The following is an 18671-nucleotide window of genomic DNA, read 5'->3' on the forward strand; positions in this document are numbered from 1 at the left end:
GCGCGTCACAACGCAGCCAACGCGCGTCGGATCGCCAGATGGGCGGTCTCGCGACGGATGCGGTCCCGGTCGCCCGCGATGACGAGCGAGTCGACGCGGGTGCCCAGCGGCGTGGATACGGCGATGTGCACGGTTCCGACGGGCTGGCCGTCTTGCTCGTCGGGGCCCGCGACACCGGTCGTGGCGATTCCGACATCGGCGGCGACCCCGTCGCGGCCGAGCACGTCGCGTACACCGCGCGCCATCTGTCGGGCGACGCGGGGGTGTACGGCGCCGTGGGCGTCGAGGAGCGCTTGATCGACGCCCAACACACCGTGCTTCAGGTCGGTCGCGTACGCGACCACTCCCCCGCGTACCGCACGCGAGGCACCCGGAACGTCGACCAGGGACGAGACGACGAGCCCCCCGGTGAGGGACTCGGCGACCGCGATCGTCCAGCCGAGCTCTTCGAGCCGCTCGAGGAGGAGCCCGGCGCTTTCCCGGGGCGTTCGCACAACGGTTTCGTCGAAGTCGTCGGGGATGCCGTCGATCACCGGCTCCCGCGCTTCCGCGAGGCGCGCACCTCGGTCACGATGTAGTCGATGCCCGACGCGATGGTGAGGACCACCGCGATCGTCATCGTCACCACGCTCGCCCACCACACGGCGCTCTGCCAGACCGCCGCATCCGACAGGCTCGCCAGGGGCAGAAGCGCGAGGGACAGCGCGATGGACTGGAAGACGGTCTTGAGCTTGCCCATCCAGGCCGCAGCCAGCACGTGATCGCTGACGACGATGAAACGGTAGACGGTGATGCCGATCTCGCGCACGAGCACGACGATCGTGACCCACCAGGGAAGCTCGCCCAGGATCGAGAGGCCGACGAAGGCGACACCCGTCAGCACCTTGTCGGCGATGGGATCGAGGAGCTTGCCGAGATCGCTCACGATCTTGTACCGACGCGCGATGTAACCGTCGACACCGTCGGTGGCGATGGCGACGATGAAGAGCACCGCCGCCGCCCACCGCAACCCGCCGCCCGCGCCACCGTCGGCCAACAGCATCCACAGGAAGATCGGCGCACAGAGGATGCGGGCGATCGTGATCGCGTTGGGCAGCTGGGGATGCACGGCCATCAGTCGCGTCCCGTCAGCTGCCAGGCGTCTTCCGAACCCTCGTCATCGTCGTCGTTGACGACCGGGAGGCCCTCGAACTGCGCCTCGATGGGGTCGTCGTCGTAGCGGTCGTCGGACGGCGGGGTCGCGGGGGCGGACGGCGTGTCGTCGCCGCGCAGGCGGGCCATCACCGCCGGCAGTTGCTCATTGGTCACGAGCACATCGCGGGCCTTCGACCCCTCAGAGGGGCCGACGATCTCGCGCGACTCCAGGAGGTCCATCAGACGTCCGGCCTTCGCGAAGCCGACGCGCAGCTTGCGCTGCAGCATCGAGGTCGACCCGAACTGGGTCGACACGACGAGCTCGGCGGCAGCGAGGAGCAGCTCGAGGTCGTCTCCGATGTCGGCGTCGATCTCTTTCTTCTCTGCGGCGACCTGCACATCGGAGCGGTATTCGGGCCGCGCCTGCTGTGTGACGTGCGCGACGACCTTCTCGATCTCCTGTTCGCTCACCCACGCGCCCTGCACGCGGAGCGCCTTGGAAGCGCCCATCGGGAGGAACAGCCCGTCGCCCTGACCGATCAGACGATCGGCGCCCGGCTGGTCGAGGATGACGCGGGAGTCCGTCACGCTCGTCACCGCGAACGCGAGCCGCGAGGGGACGTTGGCTTTGATGAGTCCCGTCACGACGTCGACCGATGGTCGCTGCGTCGCCAGGACCAGGTGGATGCCGCTGGCGCGGGCGAGCTGCGTGATGCGCACGATGGAGTCTTCCACGTCGCGTGGAGCGACCATCATGAGGTCGGCGAGCTCGTCGACGACCACGAGGAGGTAGGGGTAGGGCTTGAGCACGCGCTCACTGCCCACCGGCAGCTTCAGCTCACCGGCGACGACGGCCCGGTTGAAGTCGTCGATGTGGCGGAAGCCGAATGACGCGAGGTCGTCGTAGCGCATGTCCATCTCTTTCACGACCCACTGCAGCGCCTCGGCGGCCTTCTTCGGGTTGGTGATGATGGGCGTGATGAGGTGCGGGACACCCGCGTACGAGGTCAACTCGACGCGCTTGGGGTCGATGAGCACCATGCGCACGTCGGACGGTTTGGCCCGCATGAGCAGGCTCGTGATCATCGAGTTCACGAAGCTCGACTTACCGGAGCCGGTGGAGCCGGCGACCAGCAGGTGGGGCATCTTGGCGAGGTTGGCTACGACGAACCCACCGCCGACGTCTTTGCCGACGCCGATGGTCATGGGGTGGGTCGAGGTCGTGGCGGCATCCGATCGCAGGATGTCGCCGAGCGTGACGATCTCGCGGTCGGCGTTGGGGATCTCGACACCGATCGCGCTCTTGCCCGGGATGGGGGCGAGGATGCGCACCTCGTTCGAGGCGACGGCGTACGCGATGTTGTTCGTCAAGGCGGTGATGCGCTCGACCTTGACGCCGTGCCCCACCTCGATCTCGTACTGCGTGACGGTCGGACCGCGCGAGAACCCGGTGACGCGCGCGTCGACCTTGAACTGCTGCATCACGCTCTCGATCGCCGCGACGACCGCGTCGTTCGCGGCCGATCGCGCCTTCGGCGGCGTGCCGGTGGCCAGCGCGGTGACGGCAGGGAGGCGGTAGTTGGCCGCCGGCGGCGCACCGGCGCTGTCTCCGCCGAGTCCGGAGATGCCGGGCAGATCGTCGTCGTCGACGCTGTCATCGACGGGCGAGTCGTCGTGGAGGCCTCGACCGGACGCCGCCGCCTGGAGAACGCGAGGGTCGAAGATCTCGGTCACCGCATCGGGAGCCGGGGGCCGCGGCGGGGGCGTCACGGACGGCTTCGACACGCGCGGTGCGACCGGCTCGGGTGCGACGACGGCCGACTCGAAGCCGCCCTGCGGCGTCCCCGGGGACAGCAGCGTGGTGAGGTCGTCGGATCCGAGGGCGCCGTCGGTGTCTTCTTCGCGACCGGAACGGTTGCGTCGCCACCACGGCAGCGACTTCTCGGCGGGCGCGTCATCGTCATCGTCGACGGGGAGCGCCTTGGTGGCCGGATCGGGCCGCTCGGTGCGTTCGACCCCGAACATCCATGCGTAGAGGTCGCCCAGACGACGACCGATGCGGTTGGGCGGCGTCTTCGTGAGGATCAGGACGCTCAGCACGGCGAGCAACGACAGCGCGATGTACGCGCCGACGTCGGTGAGGACGAGCGCGAGGGGCTCGCCGACGATCCACCCGGCGATGCCGCCGGCCGGGCTCAGGGCGGGCAGGCCACCCTGATTGGGGACGGGACGACCGCCCGCGACGTGGAGGAAGCCGGCGAGTGTCACGACGAACAAGCCGAAGCCGATCCCCACCCGCCCGTTGTCGTGCACGGAGGCCGGGTGGCGGAAGAGCCAGCCCGCCAGCAGGAGAAGCAGCACCGGCAGCACGAATGCGACGCGACCGACGAGGGCCCCGAAGCTGTAGGCGCTGATGAGCGCAGCGGCATCCGTCCCGATGAAGAACCACTCCACGATGGCGCCGATGACAGCCAGCACGACGAGGAAGAACGGGAACCCGTCGCGACGCTGATCGCGCTCGAGGGTCTCGGGACCGAAGGCGCGGAACATTCCGCCCACGCCGTGGGCGACCGCCATCCAGGCGCGAACCGCTACCGCGGGCTTCTCGGGCTCGTCGACGTAGCGCTTGGGCGCGGGAGCGGGGGCCTTGGACCGCGCTGACCCTTTCGCGGGGGCGCGGCCGCCGGACGGGGACGAGGTACGAGCCATTCCTCCACGGTAGGCGGCACCTCCGACATTCGCTCGCACCGACGCGGGGTTCAGCCCAGCCGCTTGACCATGGCGTCGCGTCCCATCCCGCCGCGGACGACCGCGAAACCCTCCGACCGGTACAGCGAGACCGCGTAGTTGTCGCGCTCGACGCTGAGGCTGATGCGCGCGTATCCCTCGCTGCGGGCGTGGTCGGCGAGCCGCCGCAGCAGGGCGCGACCGATCCCGTGGGCCCGCCACATCGGTCGAACGCCAATGATCAGTTCGGGGACGCCGGTGCCCACCCACCCGAAACCGGGCTCGTCACGGGGCAGCATGCGATACCACGCGGCACCCACCGGCTCACCACCGGGCGACTCGGCCACGAACCCGGCGTCACCGGGACGGAGCCAGCCCGCGATGTATCTGCTGTACTCCGGGCTGCTGATGATCTCGTGGCGCGGACGCGCGGCGCCGGCACGCCAATTGGCGGCCTCGACGGCCATGTCGGCCAGGAACACGCCGTCGGACCGGAGCGCCGCGCGGATCGGGAGAGCGGGCATGCCCGCATGATAGCGACAAGCGGCGCTGCCGAGGCAACGGCGCGGTCCGCACGGCAGCCGTACCGTCGGATCGCCCGGCTCGGAACGGGGCCGTCACCACACCGACCACGGCCACGGAGACGACGAAGCGCCGCGGGCGAACCCGCGGCGCTTCGTGATGATCAGGCCTCGATGACCATCGGGACGATCATCGGTCGACGACGAAGCGACTGGTTGACCCAGCGACCGATGGTGCGGCGCACGACCTGCTGGAGCGCGTGGTTGTCGCGCACACCCGACTTCGCCGCCTCGGCCAGGGCGGCGGCGATCTTCGGCTTGACGCTGTCGAAGACCTTGTCGTCCTCGGCGAAACCGCGGGCGTGGATCTCGGGACCCGAGATGATCTTCCCGGTCGCCGAGTCGACGACGACGATCACCGAGATGAAGCCCTCCTCGCCCAGGATGCGACGGTCCTTCAGGTCGGCATCCGTGATCTCGCCCACCGACGAACCGTCGACGTAGACGAATCCGATGTCGACCTGGCCGACGACGCGGGCGACGCCATCGCGGAGATCCACCACGGTGCCGTTCTCGCCGAGGATCGTGTTCTCTTCCGGGATCCCCGTCTCGCGCGCCAGCTTCGCGTTCGCCATGAGGTGGCGGTACTCGCCGTGCACGGGGAGGACGTTCTTGGGCTTGAGGATGTTGTAGCAGTACAGCAGCTCGCCCGCGGCGGCGTGACCCGACACGTGCACCTTGGCGTTGCCCTTGTGCACGACGGTCGCGCCGAGCTTGGTGAGCCCGTCGATCACGCGGTAGATCGCGTTCTCATTCCCGGGGATCTGGCTGGATGCCAGGATGATCGTGTCGCCCTCACCCGGCTCGATCGCGTGATCGAGGTTGGCCATGCGGCTGAGCACCGCCATCGGCTCGCCCTGCGACCCGGTCGACATGTAGACGATCTTGTCGTCGGGTAGGTCGCGGGCCTTCTTGTAGTCGATCAGGACGCCGTCGGGGACGTTGAGGTAGCCGAGGTCGGCGGCGATGCCCATGTTGCGCACCATGCTTCGCCCGAGCAGCGCCACGCGGCGCCCGTTCGCGTGCGCGGCGTCGAGCACCTGCTGCACGCGGTGCACGTGGCTGGAGAAGCTCGCCACGACGACGCGGCGCGGAGCGCGCGCGATCACCTGGTCGAGCACGGGTCCGATCGCCTTCTCGGCGGGGGTGAAGCCCGGAACGTCGGCGTTGGTGGAGTCCACCAGGAACAGGTCGACGCCCTCCTCGCCCAGTCGCGCGAAGGCGCGGAGGTCGGTGATGCGGCCGTCGAGCGGCAGCTGATCCATCTTGAAGTCGCCGGTGGCCAGCACGAGGCCCGCGGGCGTGCGGATGGCGACGGCGAGCGCATCGGGGATGGAGTGGTTGACAGCGATGAACTCGAGGTCGAACGGACCGACCTGTTCACGCTGGCCCTCTTTCACGGTCAGCGTGTAGGGGCGGATCCGGTGCTCTTTCAGCTTCGCCTCGATGAGCGCGAGCGTGAGGCCCGAGCCGATGAGGGGGATGTCGCCCTTGAGCTTCAGCAGGTAGGGAACAGCGCCGATGTGGTCTTCGTGGCCGTGGGTGAGCACGACGCCGACGATGTCGTCGAGGCGGTGCTTGATGGGCTCGAAGTCGGGCAGGATCAGGTCGACCCCGGGCTGGTGCTCCTCGGGGAACAGCACACCGCAGTCGACGACGAGGAGCTTGCCCTCGTACTCGAACACGGTCATGTTGCGACCGACCTCGCCGAGGCCGCCGAGCGGGATGACGCGCAGCGTGCCGGGGGCGAGGACGGGGGGATCGTAGACGGTCGTGGGCATATTGCCTCCTCGGATGCCACCGCGTGGCATCCCTTCGTGTGGCGTCCCTGGCCGCGGATCGGCGGACGCCGATGTTCTTATCGCGTGGTGCCGTGCACCTTCGGCAGGGCACCGCCGGCGGCCGCATTGCGGTCGGGGCGGAAGTTGGAGAAGTCGGCGCCGGCCACGTTCTTCACGAGGGCCAGCTCGTCTTCGATCACGGCGGCCTCCCACTCTTCGGGACCGACCAGGGGCAGACGCACGCGCGGGCTGCCGATGCGGCCGAGCCCGTGCAGGATGTACTTCGCCGCGACCGTCCCCGGCACGTGCGTCATGACCGCACGCACGAGCGGCTCGAGGCCCTTGTGGGCGGCGGTGGCGGATGCCAGGTCGCCGGCGTTCACGGCATCGACGATCGTGCGGTACGGAGCCGCGGCGATGTTGGCCGTGACCCCGATGAGGCCCGACGCCCCGATCGAGAGGTGCGGGAGCACGTTGGCGTCGTCGCCCGAGAAGTACATCAGGTCGGTCTGGTTGAGCACCCGGCTCACCTCGCTGAAGTCGCCCTTGGCGTCTTTGATCGCGAGGATGTTGGGGTGCTTGGCGAGGCGCAGGATCGTCTCGTATTTGATGGGCACGCCGGTCCGACCGGGGATGTCGTACAGGATGACCGGAAGGTCTGTGGCGTCGGCGACGAGGCGGAAGTGCGTCAGGATGCCGGCCTGCGTGGGCTTGTTGTAGTACGGCGTGACGATCATGATGCCGTCGGCGCCGGCCTTCTCGCTGGCCTTGTACAGCTCGATCGCGTGCGCGGTCTCGTTCGATCCGCCACCGGTGATGATCTTGGCGCGCCCGGCCGAGACGTCTTTGCCGACCTCGACCAAACGCAGCTTCTCAGGGTCGGTGAGCGTGGAGGTCTCACCCGTCGTCCCCGTGACGACGATGCCGTCGGCACCGGCGGTGATGACGTCGTCGATGTGCTTCTCGGTGGCGGGCCAATCGACTTCGCCGTCGGCGGTCATCGGGGTGATGAGCGCGACGAGCACCTGACCGAAGGGATTGCCGGAGTGCGTCATACGTCCAGGTTATCGGTTCGGCGGACGCCTCCCCCGGCGGAGGGTGCCGGTCGGGGGTGAACAATCGCCGACGATGACGCGGCCTAGGGTGGCGCCATGGCCTGGAACACCCGCGCGACGCGAACCGTGTACGAGAACCGCTGGATCCACGTCCGTGAAGACGAGGTGACCGGACCGCACGGCGACGGCATCTACGGGGTCGTCCGGATGCAGCACCCCGCGGTGTTCGTGATCGCCCTCGACGAGGCGGACCGCGTCTGCCTGATCGAGTTGGACCGCTACACCACCGGGCGCTCCGTCGAGGTTCCGGCGGGCGGCTCGGACGGGGAGGATCCGCTGGTGGCGGCCCAGCGCGAACTGCTCGAGGAGACCGGCGTCACGGCATCCGACTGGGAGTCCCTCGGACGCATGAACGCCCTGAACGGCATCGCCGACGCCCCCGAGCACGTCTTCCTCGCGCGGGGGTTGACGATGGCGGATGCGACGACCTCGCAGCGCGAAGAGGGAATCGACGCCGTGCGGTGGGTGCCGTTCGCCGACGCGCTGCGCCTCATCGCCGACGGGGAGATCACCGACGGCGAGACGATCGCGGCGCTGGCTTTCGCGGGCATCCGGCTGAGACGGTTCCGCTAGACGAGCCGCACACGGCCCCGGCGCCGCGCCTCGCCGCGGAAGGTCGGGACGAGGCGTCGCGACGCGACGGCGTCGCCGTGCATCGGGGCGCGAAGTCGGCGCCCGTGCGACGCGTCTCAGGCCCGGAGCCCCGGCGTCGGACTCTTCGCGCAGAACGCCGCGGTGGGTTCACCGTCCGCGAGAGGCCGCTCGGATGACGACTCCGTCGGGAAGCAGGCGCGAAACGGCCACGAGCATCTTGTAGCGCCACGACGGTACGCTCACCGCTCGCCCGCGGGCGGCGGCGCGGAGTCCCTGCCGCACGACGGTCGTCGCGTCGAGCCACAGACCGGGCGCGACCCCCTCGTGACCCGGGGCGAGACCGAGACGCTCGTGGAAGTTCGTGTGCACGAAGCCGGGGCATACCGCGGTGACGGTGACGCCCCGGGGCCGGTAGACCGCATTCGCCCACCGGCTGAACGAGATGAGCCAGCCCTTCGCCGCGCCGTAGGTGCCGCGCGGGACGAAGCCGGCGACCGAAGCGACGTTGACGATGCGGCCGCGCCGCCGCGCGAGCATGGGCCCGAGCGCGGCATGGGTGAGGCGCATGGAGGCCTCCACGTGCAGCCGCAGGTGCCGCACCTCGTCGTCGACCGGGTTGTCGGCGAAGGCGAGATCGAGCCCGAATCCGGCGTTGTTGACGAGCACGTCGACGCCGTCCGCGAGGCGCGTCTCGACCACACCGCGCGCGTCGTCGTCGAGCAGGTCGGCGACGATCACCTCTACCCGCACCCGGTGGCGGCCGCGCAGGTCGGTCGCGAGGGCCTCGAGCGCGACGCGATCGCGGGCGACGATCACGACGTCGGCCCCGCGGGCGGCGAGCTGGCGCGCGAACTCGGCGCCCAGCCCCGAGCTGGCGCCGGTGATCACCGCGGTCGCCACGTCAGCGCCCCGACGGCCGGAGGGTGTCGAAACGGTACCGGATGCCGCTCGTCGACGTGTGCCAGCCGTCGGCAGGGTCGCCGGACACGGTGCTCCACCCGTCGAGCGACGGGGCGAAGGTGTCGCCCTCGACGGCGAGATCGAGTCGCGTGAGTTCGATGACGTCGGCGCGAAGGATGGCCTCGGCATAGAGGCGACCGCCGCCGATGACCCAGACCTCGTCGCCCGTGGCCAGCGCGAGCGCGTCGTCGAGCGAAGCGGCGCGTTGCGCCCCGTCGGCCGCCCAGTCCGCGGAACGGGTGACCACGATGTTGCGGCGACCCGGGAGCGGCCGGAACCGCGGGGGGAGCGACTCCCACGTGCGCCGACCCATGATGACGTCGGATGATCCCGTGACCGCGCGGAAGTGCGCCATGTCTTCGGGCACGTGCCACGGCATCCCCCCGTCGGCGCCGATGACGCCGTCGTGTGCCTGCGCCCAGACGAGCCCGAGCGCGGTCATACCGCGACGGCCGCGCGGATGGCGGGGTGGTGCTGGTAGTTCTCGGTGACGATGTCGTCGTAGGTGTAGTCGAAGATCGACTCCGGCGTCCGGGCGAAGCGCAGGGTGGGATACGGGTACGGCTCGCGCGTGAGTTGCTCGGCCACCTGCTCGCGATGGTTGTCGTACACGTGGCAGTCGCCACCCGTCCAGACGAACTCGCCCGGCTCCAAGCCCGTCTGCTGGGCGACCATGAGGGTGAGCAACGCGTACGAGGCGATGTTGAACGGGACGCCGAGGAACATGTCGGCGCTGCGCTGGTAGAGCTGACACGACAGCTTGCCGTCGGCGACGTAGAACTGGAACAGCGCGTGGCACGGCGCGAGCGCCATGTCGGGGATGTCGGCGGGATTCCACGCCGACACGATCAGCCGGCGCGAGTCGGGGTCGCGGCGGATCTGCTCGATGACCTGCGTGATCTGGTCGATGGTTCCGCCGTCGGCGGTGGGCCATGACCGCCACTGCACTCCGTAGACGGGGCCGAGCTCTCCGTCGGCATCCGCCCACTCGTCCCAGATCGAGACGCCGTTCTGCTGCAGCCAGGCGACGTTGGACTCGCCGCGGAGGAACCACAGCAGTTCGTACACGATCGATTTGAGGTGCACGCGCTTCGTGGTGACGAGGGGGAACCCCCCTGCCAGATCGAAACGGATCTGCCGCCCGAAGACGCTGGTGGTGCCGGTGCCCGTGCGATCGGACTTGTGCACACCCGTCGCGAGCACGTCGCGGAGCAGGTCTTCGTACGGGGTGGGGATGTCGGCTGTCACGCGGTTCACGATACCCGCGCGAGCGCCGGGAGGAGGGTGCGTGCACGGCGCGGAGGACGGACCAGGGCTGGGGAGGAGGGATGCCGGTACGCCGCTGCGAGGGCCCCCTCGCGCGTCGTCATGCGGCGACTCATCGGCCCCCGGCGCGTCGACGCGCACTAGCGTTGCGTGTCGTGGATCTGACTTTCGCGCTCATCACGGTCGGCGCGCTCGTCGCCCTGACGGCCGTCGCCGGCCTCGCCCTGCGCCGCCGGCAGGGCCGCGCCCGTCAGGTCGATTCGGCCGAGGTCGTCGACCCGCGGCGCCTCGGTGCCGACCGGCTCGGCGAGGAGGCGACCCTGCTGCAGTTCAGCACGGAGATGTGCTCGCGCTGCCCGGGTGTGCATCGCATGCTCTCCGAGATCGCCGACGCGCGCGGCGGCGTCCGCCATCTCGACGTGGACCTCACCCACCGTCCTGACCTCGCGCAGCACTTCCGCGTGCTGCAGACACCGACCACCCTCGTCCTCGACCGGCAAGGGGCGATCCGCACGCGATTCGGCGGGACCCCCGGCCGCGCCGCCATCGAACTCGAGCTGGACCGACTGCTGAAGGAGAACACCCATGCCTGACGTCTCGCGCATCGACGCCCGCGGCCCGCGGTTCGCGGCCTCCGTCACCGCCGTGCTGCTGCTGGTCGCGACCGTGCTCAGCCTCGTCGGCATCTCGACGCAGCGCGGGTCTGTCGCGTTTCCCGCGTCGGGCGGCGCGGTGGTGTCCCCCGGTGGATGGGCTCTTCCTGCCTCGTCCGTCACCGTTCGTGTCACCGACCCCGGTTTCCTCCTGCTCCTCGTCGTCGCCCTGCTCTTCGTCTGGGGCGTCACCGCACCCCGCACCGCGCCCTGGGGCGTCCTGTACCGCCGGGTGATCCAGCCGCGCCTGTCACCGCCGACGGAGTTCGAAGACCCGCGTCCCCCGCGCTTCGCGCAGGGCGTCGGCCTGTTCGTGACCGCGGTCGGCCTGCTGCTGCACCTGGCCGGGGTTCCCTGGGCGCTGCCGATCGCCGCCGCGATGGCCTTCGTCGCCGCTTTCCTCAACGCGGTGTTCGGGCTGTGCCTCGGATGCCAGCTCTACCTTCTCCTGCAGCGCATCGGACTCGTGGGGCGACGCGGTTCGGCCATCGCCTAACGCGCGCGTGCGAAGGGCTGTCAAGACCCGGGCGGCGGCGTATGCGCTCACTAGGCTGGCCGCGTCACGGTCGCTGAGACCGTGCGCACCGCGCCGCGGTCACCTCGGCCGCGCAGACATCACGGAGGTTCCCATGGCCGTCACGAGCGAAGCAGCCACCGCCTGGAAGGGCAGCCTGTTCGAGGGATCGGGTGAGGTCACGTTCACCTCGTCGGGCATCGGCACGTTCGACGTCAACTGGAAGGCCCGTAGCGAAGGCTCCAGCTCGGTCACGACGCCCGAAGAACTGCTCGCCGGTGCGCACTCGGCGTGCTTCAGCATGGCGTTGTCCAATGCCCTCGCCGACAACGGCACACCGCCGCAGTCCGTCGACACGACCGCATCCGTCACCTTCAAGCCCGGCACCGGCATCACCGGCAGCCACCTCAACGTCAACGCGGTCGTGCCCGGCCTCGACGACGAGACGTTCCAGAAGATCGCCGCCGACGCCAAGGCCAACTGCCCGGTCTCGCAGGCGCTCTCGGGCATCGACATCACCCTCGAGGCGACGCTTGCCTGAGACCCCCGCCCGACGCGTCGTCATCGCCGGCGCGTCGGGTCTCATCGGCTCCGCCCTCATCGACTCGCTGCGCGGCGACGGCGTCGAGGTCACGTCTCTGGTGCGCCACGCTCCCCGAAGCCCGGACGAGGTGCAGTGGCTGCAAGACGCCACGCCCCTGGATCCCGACGTGATCGCGGGCGCCGACGCGGTGGTCTGCCTCAACGGTGCGTCGATCGGGCGCTTCCCGTGGACCCCGTCGTACAAGAGCACCCTGTTGTGGTCGCGCATCACGCCCACGCGCACCCTGGCCGCCGCTGTGCGTGCGCTCGGCGAGGACGCGCCCGCGCTCGTCAATGCGAGCGCGACGGGCTTCTACGGCTCTCAACCCGGTACGGTCCTCACCGAGACCTCCCCGCGCGGCGACGGCTTCCTGGTCGACATCTGCGTCGACTGGGAAGAGGCGGCGCGCGGGGCCGGCGATCGGGCGCGGGTCGCCCTGCTGCGCACCGCTCCCGTCGTGCATGAACGGGGTGTCCTCAAGCCCCTCCTCCTCCTGACGAAGCTCGGCGTCTCCGGTCCCATCGGACGCGGCACCCAGGTATGGCCGTGGATCACCCTCGACGACGAGGTGCGAGCCATCCGCCACGTCATCGACTCCGACCTGACCGGGCCCGTGAACCTGACCGGTCCCACTCGGGCGACGGCGAACGACCTCGGCTTCGCGCTCGCACGGCGCATGAACCGGCCGTATGTCCTGAGGGCACCCGTATGGGGCATCGAACTCGCCCTCGGGAAGGACGCGACCCAGGCTCTGCTCACCTCGGACGCCGACGTGCGTCCGGCGGCGCTGGAAGACAGCGGCTTCACCTTCACGCACCGCACGGTCGAGGAGGCTGTGGCATCCGCGGTTCCCGCTCACGACGCGGACGAGGGCGACTCGCGCCGAGCGTGACGCCTCGGTCTCGCGGGCACACGCTCGTCTCGATGCGGTGACGCGGCGGCCTCAGCCCGCGCGGCGCTCCGCGCTCTCGAGCCGGATCGCCGTGCGTACCGCCGAGCGTGCTCGCCGACGGTCTCCCGCCGCGTCGTAGGCCAGCGCGAGGCGATACCGTGCGCGCCAGTCGTCGGGGTTCGCTTCGACATCGGCGCGGTACCGCGGAAACAGCGCGTCTCCGTCTTCGCGTTCGATGCGCCCGCTCGGCCGCACCGGCAGGTCTTCGTCGGGAAGGCCCCCCTCGGCATCCAATCGTTCGCCGAGCTGCTGGGCGCGGACACCGAACCACAATTCGCGCCCGATCGCCCACAGCGCGAGCAGCGGCAGCACAAGGAGGGCGACTCCCATGGCGAGGGCGACGGGCTCGCCGCTCGTGACCAGGATGAGTGCGCGTTGCCCCGCCAGCACGACGTACAGCAGCAGCAACACCGTCATCAGGGCGACGGCGACACGGACCCTCATGCGCTGGTGGCGCCGGCGACCTGGCCCGACACATCTCCGTCGGCGACGGGTGCCTCCGGTGCCTCGGGACGCGTGCGCACCCCGATGTCGATGAAGCTGTCGAGGCCGATCACGACGCCTCGCGCCTCACGGGCGGCGGCCAAGGCGATACGGATGCCGGGGGCGTACGCCGTGGCGGGGTCGACGGTGTCGTGGACGAGGGTCAGCGACTCCCCCGCGCCGGAGAGGACCGTCTCCTGCCGTGCGACCACGCCCGGGCGTCGCAGGGAGTGGATGGGCACGGATGCCACGCGCTGGCCCCGCGCGCGCTGGTCGACGTGCGGCGACTCGACGGGCCCCACGTCGGCGCGGGCCGCAGCGATCAGTTCGGCCGTTCGGACGGCCGTGCCGCTCGGCGAATCGACCTTCGTCTCGCGGTGCGCCTCGATGATCTCGATCGAGGGGAAGAACGGTGCCGCAGCCGCCGCGAGAGCACTGCCGATGACGGACCCGAGAGAGAAGTTGGGGATGAACACCGCACCGGTGCCGCTCGCTTCGACCAGGGGCCGCACGAGCGCGATCCGCTCGTTCGACCACCCCGACGTGCCGACCAGCACGTTGATCCCGCCTTCGATCGCGGCGCGCACGACGTCGATCGAGACGGCGGGCGTCGACGCATCGACGACGAGATCGGCCCCGGCGAGCTCGGCGAGATCGGACCGCGAGCCCAGCACCGCGACGACCTCGTACCCGTCTTCGCCTTCGATGACCTCGCGGATCACCCCGCCCAGCTTGCCGGTTCCGCCCACGATGGCCACGCGTGTCGTCATGCGTTCCAGCCTAGGCGGCGCCGCGCGCGGTGGCCGGGCTCTGTCCACAGACTCGCCGCGGACACTGCGCCCAGACCGGCCCCGGCGACCGCCCTGAGCCTCGGCACGGACGACCCGGCGGGGTCAGACGGGCAGCGGGTCGACCAACCCCGTGCGCAGTTCGACGGGCAGGTGCGCGAGGTCGTTGTGCGAGAGCAGCGTCCAGGGGCGACCCTTCTTCTGCGCGATGACCGTGAGACCGCAGAAGGCCTGGTTGATCGTCATCCACCGCCAGTCGGGCGCCTGCAGCACCTCGCGCACGAACCACGAGATGACGAAGTTGTGGGTGATGAGGAGCTCGTGCACCTCGCCGGCCTTGCGAGCGAGGAATTCCGCGGTGGCGTCGGCCATCTGGGCACGCCCGGCGTCGATCTCGGCTTCGGTGACCGATCCGAAGAACGGCTCGTAGGCGGCGGGCGTCTCGGGGGTCATGCCCGTGGGCACGCAGTCGAACAGCAGAGCCGACGACACGGGCGAGACCGCGGGCAGCCGATCGGCCACGGCACGCGCCGTCTGGGCCGCACGCTCGAGCGGCGAGTGCCAGACGGAGTCGAGGGGAAGCCCGGAGAGGCGATCGGCGAGCAGGGCGGCCTGACGGTGACCCCGCGGAGAGAGGGGGCCGTCGGTGAGCCCGTGCTCGGCATCCTGATGCTCGCCATGGCGCACCAGGTAGATGTAATGCGTCACGTCAAGCCCACCCCGTTGTCGATCTGCCGTCCCCCGGCCGGTCCCCCCAGCCTACGTCACGCCCCCGAGGAGGAGACCGTCACTCGGCGGCGCGCGCGATATCCGACAGCTGAGCCCGGCTCAGTCGCACGCCGACGGCGCGCATGCATTCCACGACGTGGCGCGGCGCGAAGGCATTCACGATCGGTGCCGTGACGATCTTCTGGGCGAGGAGCCACGCCACCGCCACCGCGGCATCCGGGAGTCCGAGCTCCATGCCGACGGCGTCGAGCGCGCGAAGCACCCGCGATCCCCGGCGATTCAGGTTCGCCGCGACCTGGGTACCGCGTACCGACTTCGGCGACTGGCCGCGCGTGCGCGTCTCGCCCGCCAGGAAGCCGTGCGCGAGGGGGTGCGACGGGGTGACGGCCATGTTCTGCGCCGAGGCGATCAGTCGCACGTCGCCGTCGAACTCCGTCCGGTGCAGCACGTTGTACGGCACGTCGAGCACCGTGATGCGCGGGTACCCCGCGGACGACAGGATGCGCGCCTCGACGAGCTGCGCCGCCGTGTAGCCGTGGGCGCCGATCGCGCGGACCTTGCCCGACTCGACCAGCCACTCGCTGGTGGCGAGGGTGTCTTCGAGCAGCCCCCTCCCGCCGCGCGCGGCATCGAGCGACAGCACGTCGATGCGGTCGGTGCCGAAACGGGTGAGCGAGGCTTCGACAGCGCGTACGAGGTTGACCGAGTCGAGGCCCGGATGATCGGGATGCCCGCCGACGCGGACGTTCAACACCACGTCGTCGCGCATGCGACGGGTGCGCAGCCACTCACCGATGATGAACTCGCTGCGACCCGCCGCGTAGCTGTCGGCCGTGTGCAGGGCGTTACCGCCGAGCTCGGCGTAGGCGTCGAGGATCTCGTGACTCTCGCGGGCGTCGACGTTCCAGCCGAATTCGCCGCCGCCGAGGAAGAGCGGGAAGACCGAGAAACCGGTCTCGCCGAGCGGCACCCGCACGTGCGAACCGAGACCCGGCCCCTGGAGCGTGACGGGCGCGGAGGGGTGAGGTGCACGATCGCGCCGCAGGCGCGGAGTGGCCGTCTCTCCGACGCCCGAGCCGCTCATGGGGTCCTCCCAGCGCCCGGGCGACGGTACGGCCGACGCCGTATCAGCACGCCCCCCCGACGTACTTCGAGATTAGGCGTTCACCCGAAAGGCACTCGCCTTTCGCCCGGCCCGCCGATAAACATTGCGTAACGCTTGCGCGCGGCGTCGTCACACCGTTCCCATCCGTCTCATCCGTCACATGACGGATGCCCGCCCCGCACGAGGCGGGACGGGCATCCGAAGAGGTGAGGATCAGCCTTCGGCGGGAGCCTCGGGGCCTTCGCTCGCGGCAGCCGAACCCTGCGTGTCGGCGGGCTCGGGGGTGGTGGCCTCCTCGTCGACGACGGGCTCGAGCGACAGCTTGCCGCGGTCGTCGATCTTCGTGATGCGCACGAGGATCTTGCGACCGACCGACAGGACGTCTTCGACGTTCTCGACGCGCTTTCCGCCGGCGAGCTTGCGGACCTCGCTGACGTGCAGCAGTCCATCCTTGCCGGGCAGCAGCGAGACGAACGCGCCGAAGGTCGCGATCTTGACGACCGTGCCCAGGAACTGCTCGCCGACCTCGGGGTTGGTGGGGTTGGCGATCGCGTTCACCTGCGCACGGGCGGCCTCGGCCGAGGGGCCGTCGGTCGCGCCGATGTACACGGTGCCGTCGTCTTCGATCGAGATCTGGGCGCCGGTCTCGTCCTGGATGGAGTTGATCGTCTTGCCCTTGGGTCCGATGAGCTCACCGATCTTGTCGACCGGGATCTGCACGCTGATGACGCGAGGCGCGGTGGCCGCCATCTCGTCGGGGGCGTCGATCGCGGCGTTCAGGACGTTGAGGATCGTCAGACGAGCCTCCTTCGCCTGGGTGAGAGCGGCAGCCAGCACCGACGACGGGATGCCGTCGAGCTTGGTGTCGAGCTGGATCGCCGTGATGAACTCCGACGTACCCGCGACCTTGAAGTCCATGTCACCGAGGGCGTCTTCGGCGCCGAGGATGTCGGTCAGGGCGGCGTAGCGCGTCTGTCCGTCGACCTGGTCGGTGACCAGGCCCATGGCGATACCGGCGACGGGGGCGCGCAGCGGCACACCCGCGTTCAGCAGCGACAGGGTCGAGGCGCAGACAGAACCCATCGAGGTGGACCCGTTGGAGCCGAGGGCTTCGGACACCTGACGGATCGCGTAGGGGAACTCCTCGCGGCTGGGCAGCACCGGCACGAGCGCGCGCTCGGCCAGGAAGCCGTGGCCGATCTCGCGACGCTTCGGGCTGCCGACACGGCCGGTCTCACCGGTCGAGTACGGCGGGAAGTTGTAGTGGTGCAGGTAGCGCTTGCTCGTGATGGGCGAGAGCGAGTCGATCTGCTGCTCCATCTTGAGCATGTTCAGCGTGGTGACGCCCAGGATCTGCGTCTCGCCGCGCTGGAAGATCGCCGAGCCGTGGACGCGCGGGATGACCTGCACCTCGGCGTCGAGCGGACGGATGTCGGCGAGCCCACGGCCGTCCATGCGGACACCCTCGGCGAGGATGCGACCGCGGACGATCGTCTTGGTGACCGACTTGTAGGCGGCGTTGAACTCCAGCGTCGCGACCGCGGGCAGTTCGCCCGACTCGACGGCGGAGAGCAGCTGCTCCTTGACCGAGGTCTTGACCTCGTCGTCGGCGTTCTGACGCTCCTGCTTGTCGGCGATCTGGTACACGGGCACCAGACGGTCGTAGGCGCGACCGGCGACGAAGTCGTAGGTCTGCTGGCTGTAGGCCGGGAAGACGGGGAACGACTGGATCTCCTTGGCCGCCGTGCGGGCGACCTCGTTCTGTGCGTCGACGAGCTGACGCAGGAACGGCTTCGCAGCCTCGAGACCCTCGGCGACGACCTGCTCGTTGGGCTTGGTCGCACCGCCCTTGATCATGTTCCAGCTGCCCTCGGTGGCTTCGGCCTCCACCATCATGATGGCGACGTCGCCGTCGTCGAGCACGCGGCCCGCGACGATGAGATCGAAGACGGCGTCTTCGAGCTGGGTGACGGTGGGGAACGCGACCCACTGGTCGGACGTCTCGCCGTGACCGGGGATGAGCGCGAGGCGCACACCCGCGATGGGACCGGAGAAGGGCAGACCCGAGATCTGGGTCGACAGGGACGCTGCGTTGATCGCGAGGGCGTCGTAGAACTCGCCGGGGGCGATCGACAGCACCGTGACGACGATCTGCACCTCGTTGCGCAGGCCGTCGACGAACGACGGGCGCAGCGGGCGGTCGATGAGGCGGCACACGAGGATGGCCTCGGTGGAGGGGCGACCCTCGCGGCGGAAGAACGAGCCGGGGATCTTGCCGGCGGCGTACGAACGCTCTTCGACGTCGACGGTCAGCGGGAAGAAGTCGAAGCCTTCACGCGGGTGCTTGCCGGCGCTGGTGGCCGACAGGAGCATCGTCTCTTCGTCGAGGTAGGCGGCGACGGCGCCCTGCGCCTGCTGGGCGAGGCGGCCGGTCTCGAAACGGATGGTGCGGGTGCCGAAACGGCCGTTGTCGAGAACGGCTTCAGCGGCGGTGATTTCTGGACCTTCCAAGAGGTCCCTCCTTCTTTGTTTAGGCTCGCCGCCCCGTGTGGGCGACGAGCTGACATGCGAAGGAGCAGGAACAGGCAGAAAGGGCGCGCCGACGTGTCGGCCCGGAAATCCCGGCGACTGGCCACCAGTAGACGACCACCCGGCAAGCGACGGGGAGTCCACCACAGGGGACCAGCGTCTGCCGGCCTGCTCCGT

General features: G+C 70.0%; 19 protein-coding genes. 5 read left to right on the forward strand and 14 right to left on the reverse strand.

Annotation, left to right across the window (positions count from 1 at the left end):
* Positions 1 to 5: 5 nt before the first annotated feature.
* The 6 genes from FHS07_RS00975 to dapA form a co-directional block, all read right to left on the reverse strand.
* A complete protein-coding gene (locus FHS07_RS00975; RefSeq protein WP_183418054.1) occupies positions 6 to 533 on the reverse strand; it encodes a CinA family protein in 528 nt (175 codons plus the stop codon).
* Complete coding sequence (gene pgsA, locus FHS07_RS00980) at positions 530 to 1114, reverse strand: CDP-diacylglycerol--glycerol-3-phosphate 3-phosphatidyltransferase (protein WP_183418055.1); 585 nt, start codon at positions 1112 to 1114, stop codon at positions 530 to 532. Before pgsA ends, FHS07_RS00975 begins: the two co-directional genes overlap by 4 nt.
* Positions 1114 to 3843 carry a DNA translocase FtsK gene (locus FHS07_RS00985; protein WP_183418056.1) on the reverse strand — a complete coding sequence of 910 codons (2730 nt, stop codon included), beginning with the start codon at positions 3841 to 3843 and terminating at the stop codon, positions 1114 to 1116. Before FHS07_RS00985 ends, pgsA begins: the two co-directional genes overlap by 1 nt.
* A 50-nt stretch (positions 3844 to 3893) precedes the next feature.
* Positions 3894 to 4385, reverse strand: a complete 492-nt coding sequence (locus tag FHS07_RS00990; RefSeq protein ID WP_183418057.1) for a GNAT family N-acetyltransferase — start codon at positions 4383 to 4385, stop codon at positions 3894 to 3896.
* A gap of 161 nt (positions 4386 to 4546) precedes the next feature.
* Positions 4547 to 6223: a ribonuclease J gene (locus FHS07_RS00995; RefSeq protein WP_183418058.1), complete on the reverse strand. Its 1677-nt coding sequence runs from the start codon at positions 6221 to 6223 to the stop codon at positions 4547 to 4549.
* A gap of 77 nt (positions 6224 to 6300) precedes the next feature.
* Positions 6301 to 7278: a 4-hydroxy-tetrahydrodipicolinate synthase gene (dapA, locus tag FHS07_RS01000; protein ID WP_183418059.1), complete on the reverse strand. Its 978-nt coding sequence runs from the start codon at positions 7276 to 7278 to the stop codon at positions 6301 to 6303.
* A gap of 96 nt (positions 7279 to 7374) precedes the next feature.
* Here dapA and FHS07_RS01005 point away from each other — a divergent pair, with 96 nt between their 5' ends.
* Complete coding sequence (locus FHS07_RS01005) at positions 7375 to 7911, forward strand: NUDIX domain-containing protein (RefSeq protein WP_183418060.1); 537 nt, start codon at positions 7375 to 7377, stop codon at positions 7909 to 7911.
* A 168-nt stretch (positions 7912 to 8079) separates the two neighbouring features.
* Here the strand turns inward: FHS07_RS01005 and FHS07_RS01010 are convergent, their stop codons facing one another.
* Genes FHS07_RS01010 through FHS07_RS01020 form a run of 3 tightly spaced genes read right to left on the reverse strand, consistent with a single transcriptional unit; the run spans position 8080 to position 10140 of the window.
* Positions 8080 to 8832 (reverse strand): SDR family NAD(P)-dependent oxidoreductase, encoded by a 753-nt coding sequence (locus FHS07_RS01010; protein ID WP_183418061.1) that lies wholly within the window; start codon positions 8830 to 8832, stop codon positions 8080 to 8082.
* A gap of 1 nt (position 8833) precedes the next feature.
* The gene (locus FHS07_RS01015) at positions 8834 to 9334 is read right to left on the reverse strand and encodes a dihydrofolate reductase (protein ID WP_183418062.1); all 501 of its coding nucleotides are present in this window, start codon (positions 9332 to 9334) and stop codon (positions 8834 to 8836) included.
* Positions 9331 to 10140, reverse strand: coding sequence for a thymidylate synthase (locus tag FHS07_RS01020; protein WP_183418063.1), 810 nt, complete (start codon positions 10138 to 10140; stop codon positions 9331 to 9333). The genes FHS07_RS01015 and FHS07_RS01020 overlap by 4 nt, the downstream gene beginning before the upstream one ends.
* Positions 10141 to 10313: 173 nt before the next feature.
* Here FHS07_RS01020 and FHS07_RS01025 point away from each other — a divergent pair, with 173 nt between their 5' ends.
* The 4 genes from FHS07_RS01025 (at position 10314) to FHS07_RS01040 (ending at position 12800) form a co-directional block, all read left to right on the forward strand.
* On the forward strand, positions 10314 to 10751 hold the full coding sequence (locus FHS07_RS01025; protein WP_183418064.1) for a thioredoxin domain-containing protein: 438 nt from the start codon (positions 10314 to 10316) through the stop codon (positions 10749 to 10751).
* On the forward strand, positions 10744 to 11307 hold the full coding sequence (locus tag FHS07_RS01030; protein WP_183418065.1) for a DUF4395 domain-containing protein: 564 nt from the start codon (positions 10744 to 10746) through the stop codon (positions 11305 to 11307). Before FHS07_RS01025 ends, FHS07_RS01030 begins: the two co-directional genes overlap by 8 nt.
* Before the next feature lie 133 nt (positions 11308 to 11440).
* Positions 11441 to 11866 carry an OsmC family peroxiredoxin gene (locus tag FHS07_RS01035; RefSeq protein WP_183418066.1) on the forward strand — a complete coding sequence of 142 codons (426 nt, stop codon included), beginning with the start codon at positions 11441 to 11443 and terminating at the stop codon, positions 11864 to 11866.
* A complete protein-coding gene (locus FHS07_RS01040) occupies positions 11859 to 12800 on the forward strand; it encodes a TIGR01777 family oxidoreductase (RefSeq protein WP_183418067.1) in 942 nt (313 codons plus the stop codon). Before FHS07_RS01035 ends, FHS07_RS01040 begins: the two co-directional genes overlap by 8 nt.
* A 51-nt stretch (positions 12801 to 12851) precedes the next feature.
* Here the strand turns inward: FHS07_RS01040 and FHS07_RS01045 are convergent, their stop codons facing one another.
* From FHS07_RS01045 to FHS07_RS01065, 5 genes are all read right to left on the reverse strand, one after another.
* A complete protein-coding gene (locus tag FHS07_RS01045) occupies positions 12852 to 13304 on the reverse strand; it encodes a hypothetical protein (protein ID WP_183418068.1) in 453 nt (150 codons plus the stop codon).
* Complete coding sequence (dapB, locus tag FHS07_RS01050; RefSeq protein ID WP_183418069.1) at positions 13301 to 14113, reverse strand: 4-hydroxy-tetrahydrodipicolinate reductase; 813 nt, start codon at positions 14111 to 14113, stop codon at positions 13301 to 13303. The genes FHS07_RS01045 and dapB overlap by 4 nt, the downstream gene beginning before the upstream one ends.
* A gap of 123 nt (positions 14114 to 14236) precedes the next feature.
* Positions 14237 to 14839: a histidine phosphatase family protein gene (locus FHS07_RS01055; RefSeq protein WP_183418070.1), complete on the reverse strand. Its 603-nt coding sequence runs from the start codon at positions 14837 to 14839 to the stop codon at positions 14237 to 14239.
* Positions 14840 to 14918: 79 nt separating this feature from the next.
* On the reverse strand, positions 14919 to 15944 hold the full coding sequence (locus FHS07_RS01060; protein WP_183418071.1) for an aldo/keto reductase: 1026 nt from the start codon (positions 15942 to 15944) through the stop codon (positions 14919 to 14921).
* 234 nt (positions 15945 to 16178) lie between these two features.
* Positions 16179 to 18476: a polyribonucleotide nucleotidyltransferase gene (locus FHS07_RS01065; RefSeq protein ID WP_183418072.1), complete on the reverse strand. Its 2298-nt coding sequence runs from the start codon at positions 18474 to 18476 to the stop codon at positions 16179 to 16181.
* Positions 18477 to 18671 lie beyond the last annotated feature (195 nt).

This window comes from Microbacterium proteolyticum, from assembly GCF_014192415.1.
Lineage (GTDB): Bacteria > Actinomycetota > Actinomycetes > Actinomycetales > Microbacteriaceae > Microbacterium > Microbacterium proteolyticum.